This is a genomic window from Modestobacter lapidis, from assembly GCF_054780755.1.
Genome location: NZ_BAAGVS010000009.1, coordinates 94,899 through 115,182, shown reverse-complemented (window position 1 = coordinate 115,182; position 20,284 = coordinate 94,899). Strand labels below are relative to the sequence as shown.

Genomic DNA, 20,284 nt, shown 5'->3' with positions numbered 1-20,284 from the left:
CGGACGGCGGTGTCCGCCCCCGGCAGGCTATTCGGCCCGGCTGCCGGTGTCCCTGCGGTCGGCGCCCTGGGCCGGCGGGGGCGTCGAGGTCGGCGCCGCCATCCCGGCGGAGTTCTCCGCCGCCAGCGTCGGGTCCCCGGGGGTCCCGGCGTCCGGACCGGCTTCCTGCCTGGCCTGGATCCCCGACTTGTTGCTCAGCGGGAGCTGGGGGAGGAACAGGAACACGAAAAAGCCGATCGCCACGACTCCTGCGGCGATGAGGAACACCAGGTCGATCGAGTCGGAGAAGCCGACCCGGAACGGCTCGAGCAGCGACGCGGGGGCGCCGGCGATCGCGGTGGTGTCGCTGAGCGCGGCCTCGATGTCGAAGCTGCCGGCCGCCGCCCCCACCGCCGGGTCGGTGCGCGCCGCGTCGGAGATCGCGTTTCCGATGTCCGTGGGCAGCCGGGTGAACAAGATCGACAGGAACGCCGCGACCCCGATCGTGCCGCCCATCTGACGGAAGAACGTGACCGACGACGTCGCGACGCCCATCTCCCGCGGGGAGACGGAGTTCTGCACGGCCAGCACCACCGGCTGGAAATTGAAGCCCAGCCCCAGGCCCAGCATGACCATGAACGGCACCAGGGTCCAGATCGAGGCGTCCGCGGTGACGAAGGCGGACATCGACAGCAGCGCCACCACCATGAGGGCGACGCCCACCAGCGGGAAGACCTTGTACTTCCCGGTCCTCGAGATCGCGATGCCCGAGCTCACTGCGCCGGCCATGATCCCGGCGACCAGCGGGATCATCTGCAGCCCGGCGACGGTGGCGCTGGAGCCCTGGACGATCTGCAGGTACTGGGGCAGCAGCAGGATGCCGCCGAACATGCCGGCGCCCATCACCACGCTGCCCACCGCCCCGACGGTGAACGTGCGGTTGCCGAACATCCGCAGCGGGAGCAGCGCCTCGTCGCCGTAGGCGCGCTCGGCCAGCACGAACGCTCCGAACCCGAGTGCCCCGAGGAGGTAGCAGGTGAGTGCGGCCCCGGAGCTCCAGCCCCAGGTGCGGCCCTGCTCGGCCACGATCAGCAGCGGGACCAGGAAGGTGATCAGCGCGAGGGCGCCCGGCCAGTCGATGCGGTGCTCGCGGCGCTGGTGCGGAAGGTGCAGCACGCGCATCACGACGACGTAGGCGAGCACCCCCAGCGGCACGTTGATCAGGAAGATCCAGCGCCAGCCGGTGATCCCGAGCAGCGTGCCCTGGCCGGCCAGGAAGCCGCCGATGACCGGGCCGAGCACGCTGGAGGTGCCGAAGACGGCCATGAAGTACCCCTGGTACTTCGACCGCTGCCGTGGCGGCACGATGTCGCCGATGATCGCCAGGGCCAGCGACATCAGCCCACCGGCGCCGATGCCCTGCAGCGCGCGGAAGGCGGCGAGCTGGTACATCGTGTCGGCGAACGTGCAGGCCAGCGAGCCGATGATGAAGACGCCGATGGCGAACAGGTAGAACGGCCGGCGGCCGTAGATGTCGCTGAGCTTGCCGTACAGCGGGGTGGCGATCGTCGAGGTGATGAGGAACGCCGTCGTCGCCCAGGCCTGCAGGTCGTAGCCCTGCAGGTCGTCGGCGATGGTGCGGATCGCCGTGGAGACCACGGTCTGGTCGAGCGCGGCGAGGAACATGCCGAGCATCAGGCCGACCAGGATCGTCACGATCTGGCGGTGCGTGAACGAACCGGAGGCGTCCGGGGCGGCGGCTGCCGCCCGGCGGCGGCCGGCGGCGGTCCCGCGGTCGCTGGTCTGGGTCATCGGTCCTTCTCGGCGCAGGGAGCGGTGCCGCCGGTGGCATCGCTCAGGGAGGGCAGGTGGGTGGTCAGGTCCTGCACGAAGCGGTGCAGCTGGCCGGTGAAGGTGGCGCGCTCGCCGGGGCTCCACGCCGCGGTCACCCGCTCCAGGAAGGCGTCGCGCTCCTGCCGCATGGACTCCAGCGCGGCCTCGCCGGTCGCCGTCACGACCAGCACGCTGGCCCGGCCGTCCTGCTCGTCGGCCTCCCGGCGCACCAGCCCGCGCTCCACCAGCAGCGTGACGTGCCGGCTGACGGTCGAGGGGTCGGCGTGCACCAGTTCGGCCAGCGCTCCCTGGCGGAGCGGGCCCAGCCGGGTGAGCGGGAACAGCAGCACGTGTGCCGCGCTTTCCCGGGCGTCGGAGCCGGCGCCACCCGGCGGCCCGGACCTCAGCGCGTGCAGCACGCGGGTCAGCCGGGCCAGCTCGTCGGAGAGGCTGAGGTCGGTCCCCGGTGCAGGCGCGGTGTCGGGCGAGGCGGTCACGGGCACTCCGGAAGGACTGGACGCGGGCGGCGGACGCGACGCTGCGCCGGCGGAACAGTTGCACGATACAAGCCGTTGTTCCGTACACGCAATCAGTTGCGGATAGCACGGATCGGAACGCGCGCCACCCGCCCGCCCGGATGGGATCCTGGGGAGCTGCCCCACCCGAGAGGAACGCGAGCGCCCGTGAGCACCCCGCACGACGACCTGCGGTCCCGGCTGCCCGCACTCACCCTGGAGGACGAGCACCGGCTGCGCCGCCGGCTCGACGCCATCCGGCGCACGAAGGATCCGGCGGCGCGGGCCCGGCAGCACGAGCGCATCGCCGCCGACGTCGTCGCCGCCGAGGAGCGGATCGCCCGTCGTCGGGCCGCCGTCCCGGTGATCACCTACCCCGAGGAGCTGCCCGTCAGCCAGCGGCGGGACGAGATCGCCGCGGCGCTCCGCGACGCGCAGGTCGTGGTGGTCGCCGGCGAGACCGGCTCGGGCAAGACGACCCAGCTGCCCAAGATCCTGCTCGAGCTCGGCCGGGGGGTGCGGGGCCGCATCGGCCACACCCAGCCCCGGCGGATCGCCGCGCGCACGGTGGCCGAGCGGATCGCCGAGGAGCTGGACAGCCCGCTCGGTGAGGTCGTCGGCTGGAAGGTCCGGTTCACCGACCAGGTCGGGGACGCCACGCTGGTCAAGCTCATGACCGACGGCGTCCTGCTGGCCGAGGTGCAGCGCGACCGGATGCTCCGCCAGTACGACACGATCATCATCGACGAGGCGCACGAGCGGAGCCTCAACATCGACTTCCTGCTGGGCTACCTGGCCCGGCTGCTGCCCCGCCGGCCCGACCTCAAGCTGGTCATCACCTCGGCCACGATCGACGTCGAGCGGGTCGCCCGGCACTTCTCCGGCCGCTCCCACCAAAATGGCCATTTTGGTGGTGACGAGGGGGACGGCGCGCAGGTGCCGGTGGTGGAGGTCAGCGGGCGCACCTATCCCGTCGAGGTGCGCTACCGGCCGGTGGTCGACCCGGATGACCCGGCAGCCGACCCCGACCGCGACCAGGTGAGCGCGATCGTCGACGCCGTCGACGAGCTGGTCGCCGAGGGCCCGGGCGACGTGCTGGTCTTCCTGGCCGGCGAGCGGGAGATCCGCGACACCGCCGACGCACTGGCCGAGCGGGGGTTGCCCCACACCGAGGTGCTGCCGCTCTACTCGCGGCTCACGGCCGCCGACCAGCACCGGGTGTTCCAGCCGCACACCGGCCGGCGGGTGGTGCTGGCCACCAACGTCGCCGAGACCTCGCTGACCGTGCCCGGCATCAAGTACGTCGTCGACCCCGGGACCGCGCGCATCTCCCGGTACAGCCATCGCACCAAGGTGCAGCGGCTGCCGATCGAGCCGGTCAGCCAGGCCTCGGCCCGGCAGCGCTCGGGCCGCTGCGGGCGCACCAGCGAGGGCATCGCCATCCGCCTCTACAGCGAGGCGGACTTCGAGTCCCGGCCGGAGTACACCGACCCGGAGATCCTGCGTACCAACCTGGCCTCGGTGCTGCTGCAGATGGCCGCACTGGGCCTGGGTGACGTCGCCGACTTCCCGTTCATCGACCCGCCGGACCGCCGCGCCGTCGCCGACGGCGTGGCGCTGCTGGAGGAGCTGGGCGCCCTCACCGGCGAAGGCGTGCTCACCGAGACCGGCCGCTCGCTGGCCGCGCTGCCGCTGGACCCGCGGATGGCCCGGATGGTCGTGGAGGCCGACCGCCGCGGCGTGCTGGAGGAAGTGCTGGTCATCGCGGCCGGGCTGACCATCCAGGACCCGCGGGAGCGCCCGGCCGAGCACCAGCAGGCCGCCGACGAGCTGCACCGCCGGTTCGCCGACGAGAACTCCGACTTCCTGTCGCTGCTGAACCTGTGGCGGTACCTCGTCGAGCAGCAGGACGCGTTGAGCGGCAACCAGTTCCGCCGCACCGTCAAGCGGGAGTTCCTGCACTACCTGCGCATCCGGGAGTGGCAGGACCTGCACGGGCAGCTGCGCGGCACCGCCCGCCGGCTGGGCATGCAGCTCGGTGAGCTGGCCGAAGGTCCGGACGAGCGCGGGGTGCACGCGTCCCTGCTGGCCGGCCTGCTGTCCCAGGTCGGCATGCAGGCCGAACCCGACAAGGGCCACAAGCGCGACAATGGCCCCCGACGGGGGTCGCGGGAGTACCTGGGCACCCGGAACACGCGTTTCGTGCTCGCGCCCGGAACGCCGCTGGTGAAGAAGCCGCCGCGCTGGGTGGTGGCCGCCGAGCTGGTGGAGACCAGCCGGCTGTTCGCCCGCACCGCCGCCCGGATCGACCCCGAGGTGGTCGAGCGGCTGGCCGAGCACGTGGTGAAGCGGCAGTACGCCGAGCCGCGGTGGGACGCCAAGCGGGGCTCGGTCGTGGCGACCGAGCGGGTCACGCTCTACGGGCTGCCGCTGGTCGTGGGCCGCCGGGTGCAGTACGGCTCGATCGACCCGGTGGTCTCCCGGGAGCTGTTCATCCGGCACGCCCTCGTGCAGGGGGAGTGGACGACGCACCACCGGTTCGTCGCCGACAACGCCCGCGCGCTCCAGCAGGTCGCCGACCTCGAGGAGCGGGCCCGCCGCCGGGACATCCGGGTGGACGACGAAACGGTGTTCGAGCTCTACGACGCGCGGGTGCCGGCCGACGTCGTCTCGGCGCGGCACTTCGACCGCTGGTGGAAGGCCGCCCGCCGGGAGGCCCCGGACCTGCTCACCTTCACCCCGGAGCTGCTCACCAACACCGCGGCGGCCGGCCAGGTGCGGGCCGAGGACTACCCGGACGAGGTGCGGCTGACGCAGGGGCTGACGCTGCCGCTGAGCTACGCGTTCGCGCCGGGTGCCGCCGAGGACGGTGTGACCGTCGACGTCCCGCTGGGGGTGCTGGACACCCTCGCCGCGACGTCGGGGGAGTCGCTGGCCTTCACCGTGCCCGGGCAGCGGGCGGAGCTGGTGACCGAGCTGCTGCGCTCGCTGCCCAAGCAGCTGCGCCGCGGGCTGGTGCCGATCCCCGACCGGGTGCGCGAGGTGCTGCCGCGCATCGATCCCACCGAGCCGCTGCTGCCCGCGCTGGAGCGCGAGCTGCGCCGGGCCACCGCGGTGACCGTCCCGCCCGACGCCTGGCACCCCGAGCAGGTGCCCGACCACCTGCGGGCCACCTTCCGGGTTCTCGACGACCGGCAACAGCCGTTGGCGACCGGTAAGGACCTGGCGGCGCTGCGCGCCCAGGTGGCGCCGCAGAGCCGGGCCAGCCTCGCCCGGGCGGCCGCCGACCTCGAGCGCACCGGGCTCACCGGCTGGACGATCGGCGACCTGCCCCGCACGGTGCAGGTGCGCCGCGGCGGGCACGACGTCACCGCCTGGCCCGCGCTCGTCGACGAGGGGACGACGGTCGGCGTCCGGGTCGTCCCGACCGAGGCCGAGGCCGGCCGGCTGACCTGGCGTGGGGCCGGCCGGCTGCTGGTGCTGGCGGCCGGGTCACCGGTGAAACAGGTGGTCAAGGGTCTCTCCCCGCGCACCCGGCTGGCCCTGCAGTTCAACCCGGACGGCGAGATCGCCGACCTGGTCGCCGACTGCGTCGACGCCGCCGCCGCCGAGCTCATCGCCGACGCCGGCGGGCCGCCCCGCGACGAGGCGGCCTTCGCCGCGCTGGTGCGGACCGCCCGCGACCAGCTGCTGCCGTTGACCACCGACACCGTGCGGCGGGTCGAGACCGTGCTGACCGAGGCCCGGGAGGTCGCCGTGGCGATCGGCGCGGCGCCCGCCCGTCGGGTGCCCGATGCCGCCATCGCCGACCTGCGCCGGCAGATGGGTGGGCTGCTGCACCGGGGCTTCGTCACCGACGCCGGCCGGCGGCGGCTGCCCGACGTCGTCCGCTACCTGAAGGCGATGGCGTACCGGCTGGAGAAGCTGCCGGCCAACGCCGCGCGGGACGCGCTGTGGATGGCGCAGGTCACCGCCGTCACCGAGGAGTACGAGCAGCTGCGCGCCCGGGTGCCGGCCACCGGAGCGCCCGGCGACCCGGTGGCCCGGGTGCGCTGGATGGTCGAGGAGTTGCGGGTCGGGCTGTTCGCCCAGGGCATCGGCACCTCCCGGCCGGTCTCCGAGCAGCGGGTCTACAAGGCCATCGACGGGGTGCTGGACCAGGCCACGGCCTGACCCGGCGCCCCGGGGGTCAAGGCCGCGATCCGATCCGCCGATGAAGGGAAGGTGGCCCGGTTCCGGGTCACCGGCGACGAGGCGGGAGGACCAGCGATGTCGGCCCTGAGCGCGCGCATCGACCTGCCGGCGGTGCCCCGGAGCGTGGTCGCGGCCCGCCGGGTGCTGCGCGAGCTGCTGGCCGCCTGGGGCGCTTCCCAGGACCGGCAGGACGCCGAGCTGCTGGCCACCGAACTGGTGGCCAACGTCGTCGACCACGTCGGTGGGGACGGCGGGCTCTCCCTCGAGATCGTGCTGGCCGAGGACTGGCTGCGGATCGCCGTCGTCGACGGGTCCGCGGTCCGGCCGGTGGTCCAGGGGCTCTCCGGGGTGCGCCCGCGCGGGCGCGGGCTGCAGATGGTGGCGGCCATCGCTACCCGGTGGGGCGTCGAGGACCACTCCGGGGGCAAGCGGGTCTGGTTCGACCTGGTGCCCGCCGGTGTGCCGGCTGGTTTGCCGTCGGCTCCGCGCGGGGAGGGCCCGGGGGTCCGAGCCCGCCAGACCGAGGAGTCGTCGCGATGACCGAGCCCACCGAGAGCCTGCCCGCCACGGACCAGCCCAGCAGCAACGTCACCGCAGCCGGCGAGAAGCTCACCGACGGCGAGATGGTCGAGGCCGTCGCCGGCTCGACCGACAGCGCGTCCGAGCACGCCAGCGAGGCCGGCAAGGACTGGGACGGCGACCCCTCGCAGGCGCCGCAGCAGTAGTTCCGCGCCGGCCGGCCGGCCCGGGTGGGCCGCCGTCCGGCTGGCGGACCCGGCCGCGCAGGACGACGCTGGGATCGCGCCGGCGGCCGGCCCCGCCGACGGTGGGGGTGGTGGCCATGACGGGAACCGCGCCGGCGGACCGGACGCCGCGCACGGCGCTGCGCTGGGCGGTTGCGCACGGCCTTCCCGCGATGTACCTCACCCGGGCCGCCCGTCGCGGCGACCTGGTGGCCCGGCTGCTGCGCGACCCGCGGCTGCGTGCGGACCCCCACCCGGTCTACGAGCGGCTGCGCGCCCGGGGGCCGGTGTCCGACAGCAGTCTCGGTCTGGTCACCCCTTCCCACCGGGTCGCTGCCGAGGTGCTGCGGTCCGAGGCGTTCGGCGTCGGCTGGCACCGGTCGACCGCGCCCCGCTGGGTGCAGTGGCTGCTCACCGCCACCGACGACCCGGCTGCCGACGGCGTGGCCGAACCGCCGTCGATGCTGGTCACCGACCCGCCCGACCACACCCGTTACCGGCGGCTGGTCAGCCGCGCGTTCACCCCGCGGGCGACCGCGGCGTTCGAGCCGAGGATCGAGGCGATCGCCCGGTCGCTGCTCGACCAGCTCGACGGCGGCGGGGACCCCGTCGACCTGGTGGCCGGCTACGCCGCGCCGCTGCCGGTGCTCGTCATCGCCGAGCTGCTGGGCGTGCCCACCGACCGGCGCGCGGACTTCCTGCGCTGGGGCGGGGCCGCGGCCGTCACCCTGGACCCGGGGCTGCCCTACCGGCGGTACGCCGAGGCCGAGGGCGCGCTGCGGGCCATGCACCGTTTCCTGAGCGGCCACTTCGACCGGTTGCGCCGGGATCCCGGCGACGACCTGGTCAGCCACCTGGTCGGCCTGCCCGACGACGCGCTCACCGACCGGGAGCTGCACGCCGTCGTCATGTTGCTGCTCGGTGCGGGCTTCGAGACGACGGTCAACCTGCTGAGCAACGCCGTCGTGCTGCTGGACGCCCACCGCGACCAGTGGAACGGGCTGGCCGCCGACCCCTCCGGCTGGGATCTGGCGGTCGAGGAGGTGCTGCGGTACGACAGCCCCGTCCAGCTCACCGGTCGGACGGCGCTCGCCGACACCACCGTGGCCGGCCGGCCGGTGCCCGCCGGCAGCCGGGTCACCGTGCTGCTCGGTGCCGCCAACCGCGACCCGGAGGTGTTCACCGACCCGGCGCGCTTCGACGTCACCCGGGCCAACGCCCGGGACCACCTGGCCTTCTCCGCCGGCATCCACTACTGCCTCGGCGCCGGGCTGGCCCGCCTGGAGGCGGCCGGCGCACTCCGCGTCCTCGCCGAGCGTTTTCCGCGGCTCCGGGTCGCCGGCCCTCCCGTGCGGCGGGACCTGCAGACGCTGCGCGGGTTCTCCCGGCTGCCCGTCCGGCTGCGCTGACCGGCGTCCGCGGTTCGGGTTTCCGCCGGACGGGAGGCCCTGTGGGGGCCGTCACAGCATCTGGTTGAGTGTGCGACGTTGTCGACGACGGAGGGCAGGTCGCATGAGCATCCTCGGTACCCGGGTGGTCCGCACGGAGGACCCGCTGTTCCTCACCAGGGGGGCGGTCTACACCGACGACCTGGCCGACGAACGGCTGGCCGGAGCGCTGCACGCGACCTTCGTCCGCTCCACCGTCGCGCACGGCCGGGTGCTCTCCGTCGACACCTCGGCGGCGCTGGAGGCGCCGGGCGTCGTCGCGGTGATCACCGCCGACGACCTCGCCGACCTGGCCCCGATCCCGCCGGGGTTCCCCTTCGTGAACGCCGGCTTCACCCGGGACTGGCTGGCCAAGGACGTCGTCCGGTTCGTGGGCGACCCGGTCGCCGTGGTGCTCACCGAGCAGCGCTACCAGGGTGAGGACGCCGCGGAGATGGTCGCCGTCGACATCGACCCGCTGCCCGCGGTGGTCGGTACCGCGGCGGCGCGTGCCGAGGACGTGCTGCTCTACCCGGACGTCGGCACCAACGTCTACGCCGCCTTCGGCGAGCCGGCACCGGAGGACTTCTTCGCCGGCTGCGAGGTGGTGGTCAGCCGCCCGGTCGTGAACCAGCGGGTGGCCCCCGCGCCGCTGGAGACCCGGGCCGCTTCAGCGGTCTGGGGCGAGGACGGCCGGGTGACGATCTGGTGCTCCAACCAGGGCGCGCAGATGGTGCAGATGGAGATCGCCGCCTGGCTCGGTCTGGACATCAGCAAGGTGCACGTGATCACCCCCGACGTCGGCGGCGGCTTCGGCGCCAAGATCGGTGCCGACCCCGAGTTCGCGCTCATCGCCCAGGCGGCGAAGATCGCCGGCCGGCCGGTGCGCTGGTCCGAGAGCCGCTCGGAGAACCTGGTCGGGATGGTGCACGGCCGCGCCCAGGACCACGTCGTGACCATCGGCGGACGCCGGGACGGCACCGTGGAGGCGTACAGCATCGAGATCGACCAGGACGCCGGCGCCCACCCGCGCTTCGCCGTGGTGCTCCCGACGCTGACCATGCTGATGACCTCCGGCGTCTACGCGTTCCCGAAGGTGCACGCCCAGGCGCGGGTGCTGGCCACCAACACCACCTCCACCGCCGCCTACCGCGGCGCCGGGCGGCCGGAGGCGACCCTCTCCGTCGAGCGGGCCATGGACCTGTTCGCCGCCGAGATCGGCATGGACCCGGCCGAGGTCCGCCGGAAGAACCTGATCCCGCCTTTCGACTCGCCGCACACCACGCCGATGGGCGCCACCTACGACACCGGCGACTACGTCACCGCCCTGGACAAGGTGCTGGAGGCCGTCGGCTACCAGGAACTGCGCGCCGAGCAGGCCCGGCGGCGGGAGGCCGGCGACGTCCGGCAGCTCGGCATCGGGCTGTCGGTGTACGTGGAGATCACCGGTGCCGGTGGCGAGGCCGGTGCCCCCAGCGAGGACGCGTCGGTCGAGATCCACCCCGACGGCACCGCGACCATCCTCACCGGCACCTCCCCGCACGGGCAGGGGCACGCCACCTCCTGGGCGATGATCGCCAGCGACCAGCTGGGCATCCCGCTGGAGAAGATCACCGTGCTGCACGGCGACACCGACCTGGTGCCCAAGGGCGGCGGCACGATGGGCTCGCGCAGCCTCCAGCAGGGTGGCGCGGCCGTGCACCAGGCGGCCGGCGAGCTGGTCGAGCTGGCGAGGAAGCGGGCGGCGGAGAAGCTCGAGGCGAACCCGGAGGACCTCGTCGTCGACCAGGCGCTGGCCGGGCTCGCCGTCCGGGGCACCCCCGGTGTGGGGGTCACCTTCGCCGAGCTGGCCGGGGACGAGCGCCTGCTGGTGCAGAGCACCTTCAGCGCCGCTGCCCCGACGTTCCCCTTCGGGGCGCACGCCGTCGTCGTCGAGGTGGACACGGAGTCGGGCAAGGCCGAGGTCCTGCGGCTGGTCGCCGTCGACGACGCCGGCACCATCCTCAACCCGCTGCTGGCCGACGGTCAGCGGCACGGCGGCTTCGCCCAGGGCGTGGCGCAGGCGCTGCTGGAGGAGGTCCTCTACGACGAGGACGGCAACCCGACCACTTCGACGCTGGCCGACTACCCGTTCATCTCGGCCACCGAGCTGCCCAGCTTCGAGCTGGTCGAGATGGCCACTCCCACCCCGATGAACCCGCTGGGCGCCAAGGGCATCGGGGAGGCGGGCACCATCGGTTCCACACCGGCGACGCAGAACGCCGTCATCGACGCGGTCGCCCACCTCGGCGTCCGGCACATCGACATGCCCACCACCCCCATGCGGGTGTGGCGGGCGATCCAGCAGGCCGGTCAGGCCGCAGGCCAGGGAGGCAACTGATGCAGGTCTCGATCACCGTCAACGGGCAGCAGCGCACCGACGAGGTGGAACCGCGGCTGCTGCTGGCCCACTACCTCCGCGACACCTGCGGGCTGACCGCCACCAACATCGGCTGTGACTCGACCTCGTGTGGCGCGTGCACCGTCGTCGTCGACGGGCTCAGCGTGAAGAGCTGCACGGTGCTCGCGGCGCAGACCGATGGCTCGCAGGTCACCACCCTGGAGGGGCTGGCCGGTCCGGACGGCGAGATGCACCCCATGCAGGCCGCGTTCCGCGCCGAGCACGGCCTGCAGTGCGGCTTCTGCACCCCCGGCATGGTCATGGCGGCGATCGGCGTGCTGGCCGACAACCCCGACCCTAGTGACCGCGAGGTCCGCGAGGGCCTGGAGGGCAACCTCTGCCGGTGCACCGGCTACCACAACATCGTGCGTGCGGTGCAGACCGCCGCCAAGTCCGGCCCGGCCGCCGGCCAGGTGCCCCAGTCACAGGAGGAGCGAGCATGATTCCCTCGCCGTTCGACTACGTGAAGGTGCGGTCGGTCGACGAGGCGGTGGCCGCGCTCACCGAGCACGGCGAGGACGCCAAGCTGCTGGCCGGTGGCCACTCGCTGCTGCCCATCATGAAGCTGCGGCTGGCCGTGCCGTCGGTGCTGATCGACATCAGCGGCATCCGTGACCTGTCCTACGTCCGGGTGGAGGGCGACGAGGTGGCCATCGGCGCGGGCACCCGGCACTTCGAGCTCGAGCGGTCGGAGACGGCCCGCACCGAGGTGCCGTTGCTGCCGCACGCGGCCGGCCGGGTCGGTGACCCCCAGGTGCGGCACCGTGGCACGCTGGGCGGCACGGTCGCACACAGCGATCCGGCTTCGGACCTGCCCACCGCGCTGCTCGCCCTCGGCGGCACCGTCGTCCTGCAGGGGCCCGACGGCCGGCGCGAGGTGCCCATCACCGAGTTCTGGACCGGCTTCTTCGAGACCGCGATGTCGCCCGACGAGCTGGTCGTGGAGCTGCGGGTGCCGCGCACCGGCGACGCCGGCTGGGGCTACGAGAAGTTCACCCGCCGCGAGAACGACTGGCCCATCGTGGCGGCCGCCGCGGTGCAGGGCCGGGTGGCGCTGGCCAACATGGGTGGCTCGGTGCTGCGGGCGACGGCCACCGAGGAGGCGCTGGCCCGCGGGGCGTCGATCGCCGAGGCGGCAGCGCTCGCCGACCAGGGCACCTCGCCCACCGCGGACATGCACGCCGACCAGGAGTACCGGCGGCACCTCGCCCGGCTGCTCACCCGCCGGGCCCTGGAGAAGGCCGCCGCGGCTGCTCGCTGAAGAACGGGCCGGTAAACGTCAGCCCGTCGGCCCTCAGGCCCCCTGCAGGGTCCCGCCGCGAGCTTGCGAGTGGCGGGGGGCAGGGGTCCTTCGTCAGCCGGCGGGGGTGAGCATCCCGGCGCCCACGGTGGCGTTGGTGGCCTCGTCGACGAGGATGAACCGGCCGGTCACCCGGTTGCGGTGGTAGTCGTCGACGAACAGCGGCTGGGTGGTGCGCAGCCGCACCCGGCCGATGTCGTTGAGGCCGAGCTCGAGGCCGCCGTCGGCGTCGGTCTGCCGGTGCAGCGTGTTGACGTCGAGGCGGTACTGCAGCTCCTTGACCACGGCGCGGACCGAGCGGGTGGTGTGCTTGACGGCGAGGCGCTGCCGGGGCCGCAGCGGCTGGTCGCTCATCCAGCACACCAGCGCGTCGACGTCCTGGGTGACGTGCGGCGCGTTGTGCGGCCGGCAGATCAGGTCGCCGCGCGAGACGTCCAGGTCGTCGGCCAGCCGCACGGTCACCGACATGGGTGGGAAGGCCTCGGCGACCGGGCCGTCCGGGCCGTCGATCGCGGCGATGGTGGTGGTCAACCCGCTGGGCAGCACCTGCACCTCGTCGCCGGGCCGCAGCACGCCACCGGCCACCCGGCCGGCGTAGCCGCGGTAGTCGTGGTGGGCGTCGGTCTGCGGGCGGATGACGTACTGGACCGGGAACCGGGTGTCGACCAGGTTCCGGTCGCTGGCCACGTGCACGTGCTCCAGGTGGTGCAGCAGCGAGGCGCCCTCGTACCAGGGCATGTTCACCGACCGGGTCACCACGTTGTCGCCCTGCAGGGCCGAGATCGGGACGACGGTGAGGTCGGGGACCTCGAGCTTGGTGGCGAACGCGGTGAACTCGTCGCGAATGGACTCGTAGACGTCCTCGGACCAGTCCACCAGGTCCATCTTGTTCACCGCGACGACCAGGTGCGGCACCCGCAGCAGCGAGGCGAGGAAGGCGTGCCGGCGGCTCTGCTCGAGCATCCCCTTGCGGGCGTCGACCAGCACGATCGCCAGGTCCGCGGTCGAGGCGCCGGTGACCATGTTGCGGGTGTACTGCACGTGCCCGGGGGTGTCGGCGAGGATGAACGTGCGCCGCGGGGTGCTGAAGTAGCGGTACGCGACGTCGATGGTGATGCCCTGCTCGCGTTCGGCGCGCAGGCCGTCGGTGAGCAGCGCGAGGTCGACGAAGTCGCCGCGGCTGGCGCGCTCGATCGCCTCGTACTGGTCCTCGAACACCGCCTTGCTGTCGTACAGCAGCCGGCCGATCAGCGTGCTCTTGCCGTCGTCGACGGAGCCGGCGGTGGCTATCCGCAGGATGTCCTTGCGGGCGTGCGCGATCTCCGCGGCGGCCTCGGCCGCGGCGGAGTGGACGTCGACGGGGGCGGCCGGACTCGGGACGCTCATCAGAAGTACCCCTCCTTCTTGCGGTCCTCCATGGCGGCCTCGCTGACCTTGTCGTCGCCGCGGGTGGCGCCGCGCTCGGTCAGCCGGGTCACCGCGATCTCGGCGATGATCTCCTCGACGTTGGCCGCGGTGGACCGCACGGCTGCGGTCAGGTTCGCGTCGCCCACCGTGCGGTAGCGGACGCTCTCCCGGAGCACCTGCTCACCCTCGCGCGGGGTGATGAACTCGTTGACCGCGTAGAGCATCCCCTGCCGGTCGACGACGTCGCGCTCGCGGGCGAGGTACAGCGGGGGGATGGCGATCTCCTCCTGGGCGATGTACCCCCAGATGTCCAGCTCGGTCCAGTTGGACAGCGGGAACACCCGGATCGACTCGCCCTGGTGGATTCGGCCGTTGTAGAGGTCCCAGAGCTCGGGGCGCTGGTTCTTCGGGTCCCACTGGCCGAAGTCGTCGCGGAAGGAGAACACCCGCTCCTTGGCCCGGGCCTTGTCCTCGTCGCGGCGGGCCCCGCCGAACAGCGCGGTGAAGCCGTGCTCCTCGACGGCGTCGAGCAGCACCGGGGTCTGGATCCGGTTGCGGGAGCCGTTCGGCTCCTCCTGCACCGTGCCGGCGGCGATCGCGTCGGCAACCGAGGCGACGACCAGCTCGACGCCGAGTTCGGCGACCCGCTTGTCGCGGAGTTCGAGTACCTCGGGAAAGTTCAGGCCGGTGTCGACGTGCATGACCGGGAAGGGGATCCGCGCCGGGGCGAACGCCTTGCGGGCCAGCTCCAGCATCACGATGGAGTCCTTGCCGCCGGAGAACAGCAGCACCGGCCGTTCGCATTCGGCGGCGACCTCGCGCAGCACGTGGATGGACTCGGCCTCCAGCGTCTGCAGCTGGGTGAGCCGGTAGTCGGGGGTGGTCACGCGGTGAGCTCCCGGGAAGGCGGCAGGGGTCGGTCGCGCCGTCCGGTGGACGGCGCTCTGTCGGTGGGCAACCCGCTCGGGGAGAGCGGGATTCCCGGTCACAGTGTCCGGCATGGCGCGACGCCGCCCGCGCGGCGGTCGGTCAGGGGCCGGCCGGAGGGCCCGGCGGGCCGGACCGGGGCAGCCGGACGGCGAAGGTCGCCCCCCGGCCCGGTGCCGTGTCCAGCTCCACCCGTCCGCCGTGGGCAGCCACCAGCGCCGCGACGATGGAGAGCCCCAGGCCGGTCCCGCCGGCGGCGCGGGTGCGGGAGGGGTCGGCCCGGTAGAACCGCTCGAACACCCGCTGGGCGTCGGCCGGTTCCAGTCCGGGGCCCTCGTCGGACACGGCCAGCACCACGACGTCCGGATCGGCCTGGTCCCCGGACAGCCGCACGGAGACCCGGGCGTCCGGCGGCGTGTGGGTGAGCGCGTTGGTGACCAGGTTGCCGACGACCTGGCGCAACCGGGCCTCGTCCCCGATCACGACCGGGACGTCGGTCAGTGACTCGTCCAGGTGCAGCCCGATCGGCCGCGCCGGCTGGACGGCGCGGGCGTCGTGCACCGCGTCGCCGGCCACCTCCGCCAGGTCGACGGGGGCCAGGGACAGCGGGCGCTGCTGGTCCAGCCGCGCCAGCTGCAGCAGGTCCTCGACCAGCAGCCCCATCCGGGTCGCCTCCGCCTCGATGCGCTGCATCAGCCGGCGGGTCTCCGCGGGCCCGCCGGCCGCCCCCTGGCGGTGCAGCTCGGCGAAGCCGCGGATCGAGGTGAGCGGCGTCCGCAGCTCGTGGCTGGCGTCGGCGACGAAGCGCCGCATCCGCCCCTCCGAGGCGACGGCCTGCGCCTCCGAGGCGAGCGCTTGCTCCTCCGACGCCCGGGCCTGCTCCTCCGAGGCCTGCTGGGCGCGGAAGGAGCTCTCGATCCGGGCCAGCATCCCGTTGATCGCGGTGGACAGCCGGCCGACCTCGGTGCGGTCGTTCCCGGCCGGGACGCGGCGGGACAGGTCGCCGGCGGCGATGGCCTGCGCGGTGTGCTCCACCTCGGCCAGCGGGCGCAGGCTGTTGCGGACGAGGAGGTACCCGGCGACGCCCAGCAGGACCACGGCGAGCAGCCCGACCACGACCTCGATCGCCACCAGCCGGTGGACGATGGCCTCGTCCTGGGCGAGGTCGTTGCCCACCACGACGGCGAAGTCCTCCGACACCTGCCCCACGGCGAGCCGCCAGGTGGTGCTGCCGTCGGCCGAGCGGACGGTGAAGGGAGCGTTGCCGTACCCGGCCGCGTTGGTGGCGGTCATCGCGCTGACGTCGGGCAGCCGGTCCTCGTCGCGGGTGGCGGCGAACTGCTCGAAGGCCCCGTCGGTGTCCAGGCAGGCGACGTAGGTGCCACCGCCGGGCAGGCTCAGCCGTTGCATGCCGCACAGCCGCTGCAGCCCGTCGGGGTCCGCCGTCATCTCGCGGACCTGGCTGCGCAGGCTCTGATCCTGCTGGTCGAGCAGGAACCCCTGCAGCAGCGACGTGGCGGCCGAGCCGGTGGCCACCAGCGCGACGGTGACCAGGGCCATCAGGAGGGCGACCAGGGTGATCCGCAGCGGCACGCGGGGTGGTCGTGCCGCGCCCAGGGGCCCACCGGTCAGGACCTCGGGAGAGGTGGGGGGCGCCGGGGTACCGGCGGCGGCCGTCCCGGGAGCGGCGGTCACGTGCCGCGAGGCAGCCGCAACGAGTAGCCCACCCCGCGCAGGGTGTGCAGCAGGCGTGGCTCGGTGGTGTCGACCTTGCGGCGGAGGTAGGAGATGTAGGACTCGACCACGTTCGCCTCGCCGTTGAAGTCGTAGTTCCACACGTGGTCGAGGATCTGCGCCTTCGAGAGCACCCGGCCGGCGTTCGTCATCAGGTAGCGGAGCAGTTTGAACTCGGTGGGGGAGAGGCTGACCAGTTTCCCGGCCTTGAGGACCTCGTGCGACTCCTCGTCCAGCTCGATGTCGGCGAAGGTCAGCCGCGGCGCCTGGTCGGCCTGCTGGACGCTCTGGCTGCGGCGCAGCACCGCCCGGATCCGGGCCAGCACCTCGTCGAGGCTGAAGGGCTTGGTCACGTAGTCGTCGGCACCCAGGGTCAGCCCGGTGACCTTGTCCTCCCCGGCATCGCGCGCGGTGAGGAACAGCACCGGCGTGTGGCTGCCGTTCTGCCGGAGCCGGCGGACGACGCCGAACCCGTCGAGCCCGGGCATCATCACGTCGAGGACCAGGAGGTCGGGGCGGAACCGGTCGGCGACGGCGAGCGCCTCCTGCCCGTCGGCGGCGGTGGCGACCTCGAACCCGGCGTAGCGCAGGCTGGCCGAGAGCAGTTCGCGGATGTTCGGTTCGTCGTCCACCACGAGCAGCCGGGCCTCGGGCTGCTGCGGTCGGCTGCTGGTGGGCACGGCCCCTCCCGAGGTCCCTGGCGCGTCGGTGGTCGTCATGGCGACAGGCTGCCCCACCGGGCTGCGCTGGTCCTGGACGCTACCTGGGAGCCGGCTGGGCGTTCAGTCCGTTCCGGACATCGCCCGGCCGCGCCGCCAGTAGCCGATCGCGTGGTGCTGGCCGCGGCGCAGGCCCCACCGGTCGCGCAGGTCCGCCCGCACCGCGCGGACGGTGGCCGATTCGGCAGCCACCCAGGCGAAGACGTCGGAGCCGGCCGGTGGCTGGACGGCGGCCACCGCATCGACCAGCAGCGTCCCGGCACCGGGCGCCGCGCCCGCCCGGTGCAGCCAGCGCACCTCCACCCCGGCGGGTGCGGGCAGCGGCTGCTCCTCCTCGGGGCCGGCGACCTCGACCAGCGCGACGCCGCGGGCGCCGGCAGCCGCCGAACCGAGGATCCGGCCGATGGCCGGGATCGCGGTCTCGTCGCCGACCAGCAGCAGCCAGCCCGCGGGGGCGTCGCCGAGGGGGGCGGAACTGGCCACGCCGAGCACGTCCCCGGGGGCGGCGGCCGCGGCCCAGGTGGCTGCCGGGCCGTCGCCGTGCAGCACGAAGTCGACGTCCACCTCTCCGGCGGCTCGGTCCTGCCGGCGGGCCGTGTACCGGCGCATGCTCACGCCGTGGCTGCCCTGCGGCCAGACGATGCGGCCGTCCCGGGCGATCTGCGGCCAGCGGGGGGACCGGTCGCCGACGCGGGGTACCAGGAGCGAGAGCGTGGGGCCGGCCGCGGTGACGACGTCGGCCGGGGCGCCCAGCGTCACCCGGCGGACTGCCGGGGTCACGGAGGTGACGGCGGTGACGGTGAGGACGTCGACCGGGCGGAGCCCGTCGGGGGCGTTCACGAGGATCGAGCCTAGGCGGAGGCGACCCACGTGGATCGAACCTCAGCGGAGGCGACCCGTGGTGATCCGGCCCGGCCCGAGCGGGGCCGACCCGGCCGTCCCCGGGGGAATGGGGTCGACCGGGCCGGCGATCGCGGACGGGATGGTGACTCTTCGTCACCGAGCTGTTGCCCTGGTCAGCACTTTCGCTTCCCTGGCCCGTCAGATCGGAACGCTACGTGACGATCGGGGGTGGAGAACAGCCCGCGCGGTGGACTCCCCCCGAACGGGTGACACGGTTCGATTTGCGCCCGGCCGGCGGTCGTGCTGGGCGCGCCGGCGCCAGGCGATGTGTGCGCCGGGACGGTGCCGGGCAGGCAACCATCCCGCGCGGCCCCCGGGAGCCCCCCGGGAGGGCCGCGCGACGACGAGGAGGTGGCATGGCCGACGAGTTCCGGAAGGGTGACCACGTCAGCTGGAACAGCCACGGCAGCCAGGCCGAGGGCACCGTGGAACGGAGGATCACCGAGGACACCGAGGCCTCCGGCCGGACGGTGCGGGCCGGCGAGGAGGACCCGCAGTACGAGGTGCGCAGCGAGAAGAGCGGCACCACCGCGGTGCACAGGCCCGGCGCGCTGCGCGGGCACTGAACGGACCCGGCCGACGGCCGGACGGAGAGGGAGACATGAGCGAGAGCGACGAGTTCGCCGGCACGTCGGCGCGGAGCACCAAGCACAGCCCCCGGGAGGACGACGAGCTCAAGCACGAGCTCGAGGGCATGGTCCGCTCGGGGCGGACGACGCACTCCGAGGAGTGGAACGATCCCGAGCCCACCGCCGAGACGGACCCCGACGTGGACGCCGCGCCGGACAGCACCCTGACCGGTGGCGTGCCCGAGGGGATGACGCAGGACGCGGTCGTGGCCCGGGCGGAGCTGGCGCGCTGGCTGGACCGGGCGGACTTCCCGAACACCGGGGCGGAGCTGGTCGAGGCCGCCCGCGACCACCGGGCGCCCGACGGGGTGGCCGCCGAGCTGGAGCGGCTCCCTGCCGACGCGGTCTTCGAGCGGATCGGCGACGTGGTCCGCGCGCTGGGCTACCCGACCGAGACCTGACCGCTGCGCCCGCGGTGCCCCGGGGCCCGGGGCACCGCGGGCGCGGCAGGTGGCTCAGGAGCCGGTCTGGCGGTCCTGCTGGTCCCGATCGTCCTGGTGCTGGTCGTCCTGGTCCTGAGCCTCCTCGGCCTCCTCCTGGGCGATCTCCTCCGCACCGCGGCGTCGGAAGAGCCGGGAGCCGGGGAAGCCCTTCACCACCTGGCGGAGGTCCTGGACGGTGTCCCGGAGGTCGTGCACGTCCGGGGCCACGTTGCCCAGGCTCGACAGCACCGGGAGGACGTCCTCGTCCAGGTGCTGCACCAGCCTGGGCAGCCGGTCGACGAGGGTGATCAGGGCCAGGACCTCGGTGTCGTCCAGGTGCTGGGCCATCCGGGTGGCGGCCGGCTCCAGCGCAGTCAGGGTGGGCCGGTAGGCGTCCAGCAGCGGTGCGACCGCATCCAGCAGGCCCTCCGTCCGGCCGAGGAGTGAGCCGGCGGCGGCCGTCGTGCCGCCGATCGCCGCGACGAGCTCGCCGGCGTCCCGGGTGGCGCCCTGCGCGCCGGTGATCACCTCGCCGGCCTCGGTGGTGGTGGCCCGGGCCGCGGTGATGACGTCGGCGGCCTCGGTGGTGGTAACCCGGGCCGCGGTGATGACGTTGGCGGCCTCGGTGGTGGTGGCCCGGGCCGTGGTGATGACGTCGGCGGCCTCGGTGGTGGTGGCCCGGGCCGTGGTGATGACGTCGGCGGCGGCGGTGGTGGTGGCGCGGGCGCCGTCGATGACCTCGCCGGCCGCCTCGGTGGTGGCGCGGGCTCCGGAGATGACGCTGTCGGCGGCTGCGTTGGTGCGCCGCACGGCCGAGATCGCGTCGTCCGCGGCCAGCTGCGTCGCGCGCACCGCCGTCATGGCCTCGTCGGCCCGGGCGCGCGCGGCGTCGATGCCGCTGACGGCGACCTCCGCCCGCTCGACGACGACCTCGACCCGGGCCATGAGCCCCGACATCCGGTCCAGCAGTTCCTCGACCTGACCGACCGCCGTGCCGATGCGCGGCACCAGGGCCAGCGCTTCCAGGACCCCGTCCCGCAGTCCTCCCGCGGCGTGCAGGACGTCGAGGGGGCCGGGGATGGAGAGCCGCATCCCCGGGACGCTACGCACGG

At 73.9% G+C, this 20,284-nt stretch carries 17 protein-coding genes; 9 read left to right on the top strand and 8 right to left on the bottom strand.

From position 1 onward, the window contains the following. Positions 1-27: 27 nt before the first annotated feature. Positions 28-1,791: an MDR family MFS transporter gene (locus ACYVG5_RS11975; protein ID WP_222049348.1), complete on the bottom strand. Its 1,764-nt coding sequence runs from the start codon at positions 1,789-1,791 to the stop codon at positions 28-30. Continuing rightward, entirely contained in the window at positions 1,788-2,309 is a 522-nt protein-coding gene (locus ACYVG5_RS11970) for a MarR family winged helix-turn-helix transcriptional regulator (RefSeq protein WP_460683211.1), read from the bottom strand. The genes ACYVG5_RS11975 and ACYVG5_RS11970 overlap by 4 nt, the downstream gene beginning before the upstream one ends. Before the next feature lie 186 nt (positions 2,310-2,495). On the opposite strand from ACYVG5_RS11970, the gene hrpA reads away from it, so the two are divergent. The 7 genes from hrpA to ACYVG5_RS11935 all read left to right on the top strand — a co-directional run bounded on the left by hrpA (position 2,496) and on the right by ACYVG5_RS11935 (position 12,392). Next, complete coding sequence (hrpA, locus tag ACYVG5_RS11965; protein ID WP_222049350.1) at positions 2,496-6,500, top strand: ATP-dependent RNA helicase HrpA; 4,005 nt, start codon at positions 2,496-2,498, stop codon at positions 6,498-6,500. A gap of 96 nt (positions 6,501-6,596) precedes the next feature. After that, entirely contained in the window at positions 6,597-7,061 is a 465-nt protein-coding gene (locus ACYVG5_RS11960; RefSeq protein WP_222049438.1) for an ATP-binding protein, read from the top strand. Continuing rightward, positions 7,058-7,246 carry a hypothetical protein gene (locus ACYVG5_RS11955; protein ID WP_222049351.1) on the top strand — a complete coding sequence of 63 codons (189 nt, stop codon included), beginning with the start codon at positions 7,058-7,060 and terminating at the stop codon, positions 7,244-7,246. The genes ACYVG5_RS11960 and ACYVG5_RS11955 overlap by 4 nt, the downstream gene beginning before the upstream one ends. A gap of 116 nt (positions 7,247-7,362) precedes the next feature. Beyond that, the gene (locus ACYVG5_RS11950; protein ID WP_222049352.1) at positions 7,363-8,673 is read left to right on the top strand and encodes a cytochrome P450; all 1,311 of its coding nucleotides are present in this window, start codon (positions 7,363-7,365) and stop codon (positions 8,671-8,673) included. A 103-nt stretch (positions 8,674-8,776) separates the two neighbouring features. Then, positions 8,777-11,071: a xanthine dehydrogenase family protein molybdopterin-binding subunit gene (locus ACYVG5_RS11945; protein WP_222049353.1), complete on the top strand. Its 2,295-nt coding sequence runs from the start codon at positions 8,777-8,779 to the stop codon at positions 11,069-11,071. Next, positions 11,071-11,574, top strand: coding sequence for a (2Fe-2S)-binding protein (locus ACYVG5_RS11940; protein ID WP_222049354.1), 504 nt, complete (start codon positions 11,071-11,073; stop codon positions 11,572-11,574). The genes ACYVG5_RS11945 and ACYVG5_RS11940 overlap by 1 nt, the downstream gene beginning before the upstream one ends. After that, positions 11,571-12,392, top strand: coding sequence for an FAD binding domain-containing protein (locus ACYVG5_RS11935; protein WP_222049355.1), 822 nt, complete (start codon positions 11,571-11,573; stop codon positions 12,390-12,392). Before ACYVG5_RS11940 ends, ACYVG5_RS11935 begins: the two co-directional genes overlap by 4 nt. Before the next feature lie 93 nt (positions 12,393-12,485). Here the strand turns inward: ACYVG5_RS11935 and ACYVG5_RS11930 are convergent, their stop codons facing one another. The 5 genes from ACYVG5_RS11930 to ACYVG5_RS11910 form a co-directional block, all read right to left on the bottom strand. Further along, positions 12,486-13,817 carry a sulfate adenylyltransferase subunit 1 gene (locus ACYVG5_RS11930; RefSeq protein ID WP_222049356.1) on the bottom strand — a complete coding sequence of 444 codons (1,332 nt, stop codon included), beginning with the start codon at positions 13,815-13,817 and terminating at the stop codon, positions 12,486-12,488. After that, on the bottom strand, positions 13,817-14,725 hold the full coding sequence (gene cysD, locus ACYVG5_RS11925; RefSeq protein ID WP_222049357.1) for a sulfate adenylyltransferase subunit CysD: 909 nt from the start codon (positions 14,723-14,725) through the stop codon (positions 13,817-13,819). The genes ACYVG5_RS11930 and cysD overlap by 1 nt, the downstream gene beginning before the upstream one ends. A gap of 142 nt (positions 14,726-14,867) precedes the next feature. Continuing rightward, on the bottom strand, positions 14,868-16,460 hold the full coding sequence (locus ACYVG5_RS11920; protein ID WP_460683210.1) for a sensor histidine kinase: 1,593 nt from the start codon (positions 16,458-16,460) through the stop codon (positions 14,868-14,870). Then, the gene (locus ACYVG5_RS11915; RefSeq protein WP_246630589.1) at positions 16,457-17,218 is read right to left on the bottom strand and encodes a response regulator transcription factor; all 762 of its coding nucleotides are present in this window, start codon (positions 17,216-17,218) and stop codon (positions 16,457-16,459) included. Before ACYVG5_RS11915 ends, ACYVG5_RS11920 begins: the two co-directional genes overlap by 4 nt. A 63-nt stretch (positions 17,219-17,281) precedes the next feature. Next, complete coding sequence (locus ACYVG5_RS11910; RefSeq protein WP_460683209.1) at positions 17,282-18,058, bottom strand: siderophore-interacting protein; 777 nt, start codon at positions 18,056-18,058, stop codon at positions 17,282-17,284. A gap of 419 nt (positions 18,059-18,477) precedes the next feature. On the opposite strand from ACYVG5_RS11910, the gene ACYVG5_RS11905 reads away from it, so the two are divergent. Both ACYVG5_RS11905 and ACYVG5_RS11900 read left to right on the top strand, forming a co-directional pair. Next, positions 18,478-18,687 (top strand): hypervirulence associated TUDOR domain-containing protein, encoded by a 210-nt coding sequence (locus ACYVG5_RS11905; protein WP_222049358.1) that lies wholly within the window; start codon positions 18,478-18,480, stop codon positions 18,685-18,687. 35 nt (positions 18,688-18,722) lie between these two features. Then, positions 18,723-19,151, top strand: a complete 429-nt coding sequence (locus tag ACYVG5_RS11900; RefSeq protein WP_222049359.1) for a DUF2795 domain-containing protein — start codon at positions 18,723-18,725, stop codon at positions 19,149-19,151. A gap of 54 nt (positions 19,152-19,205) precedes the next feature. Here the strand turns inward: ACYVG5_RS11900 and ACYVG5_RS11895 are convergent, their stop codons facing one another. Continuing rightward, the gene (locus ACYVG5_RS11895; RefSeq protein ID WP_222049360.1) at positions 19,206-20,264 is read right to left on the bottom strand and encodes a hypothetical protein; all 1,059 of its coding nucleotides are present in this window, start codon (positions 20,262-20,264) and stop codon (positions 19,206-19,208) included. Between the last annotated feature and the right edge of the window lie 20 nt (positions 20,265-20,284).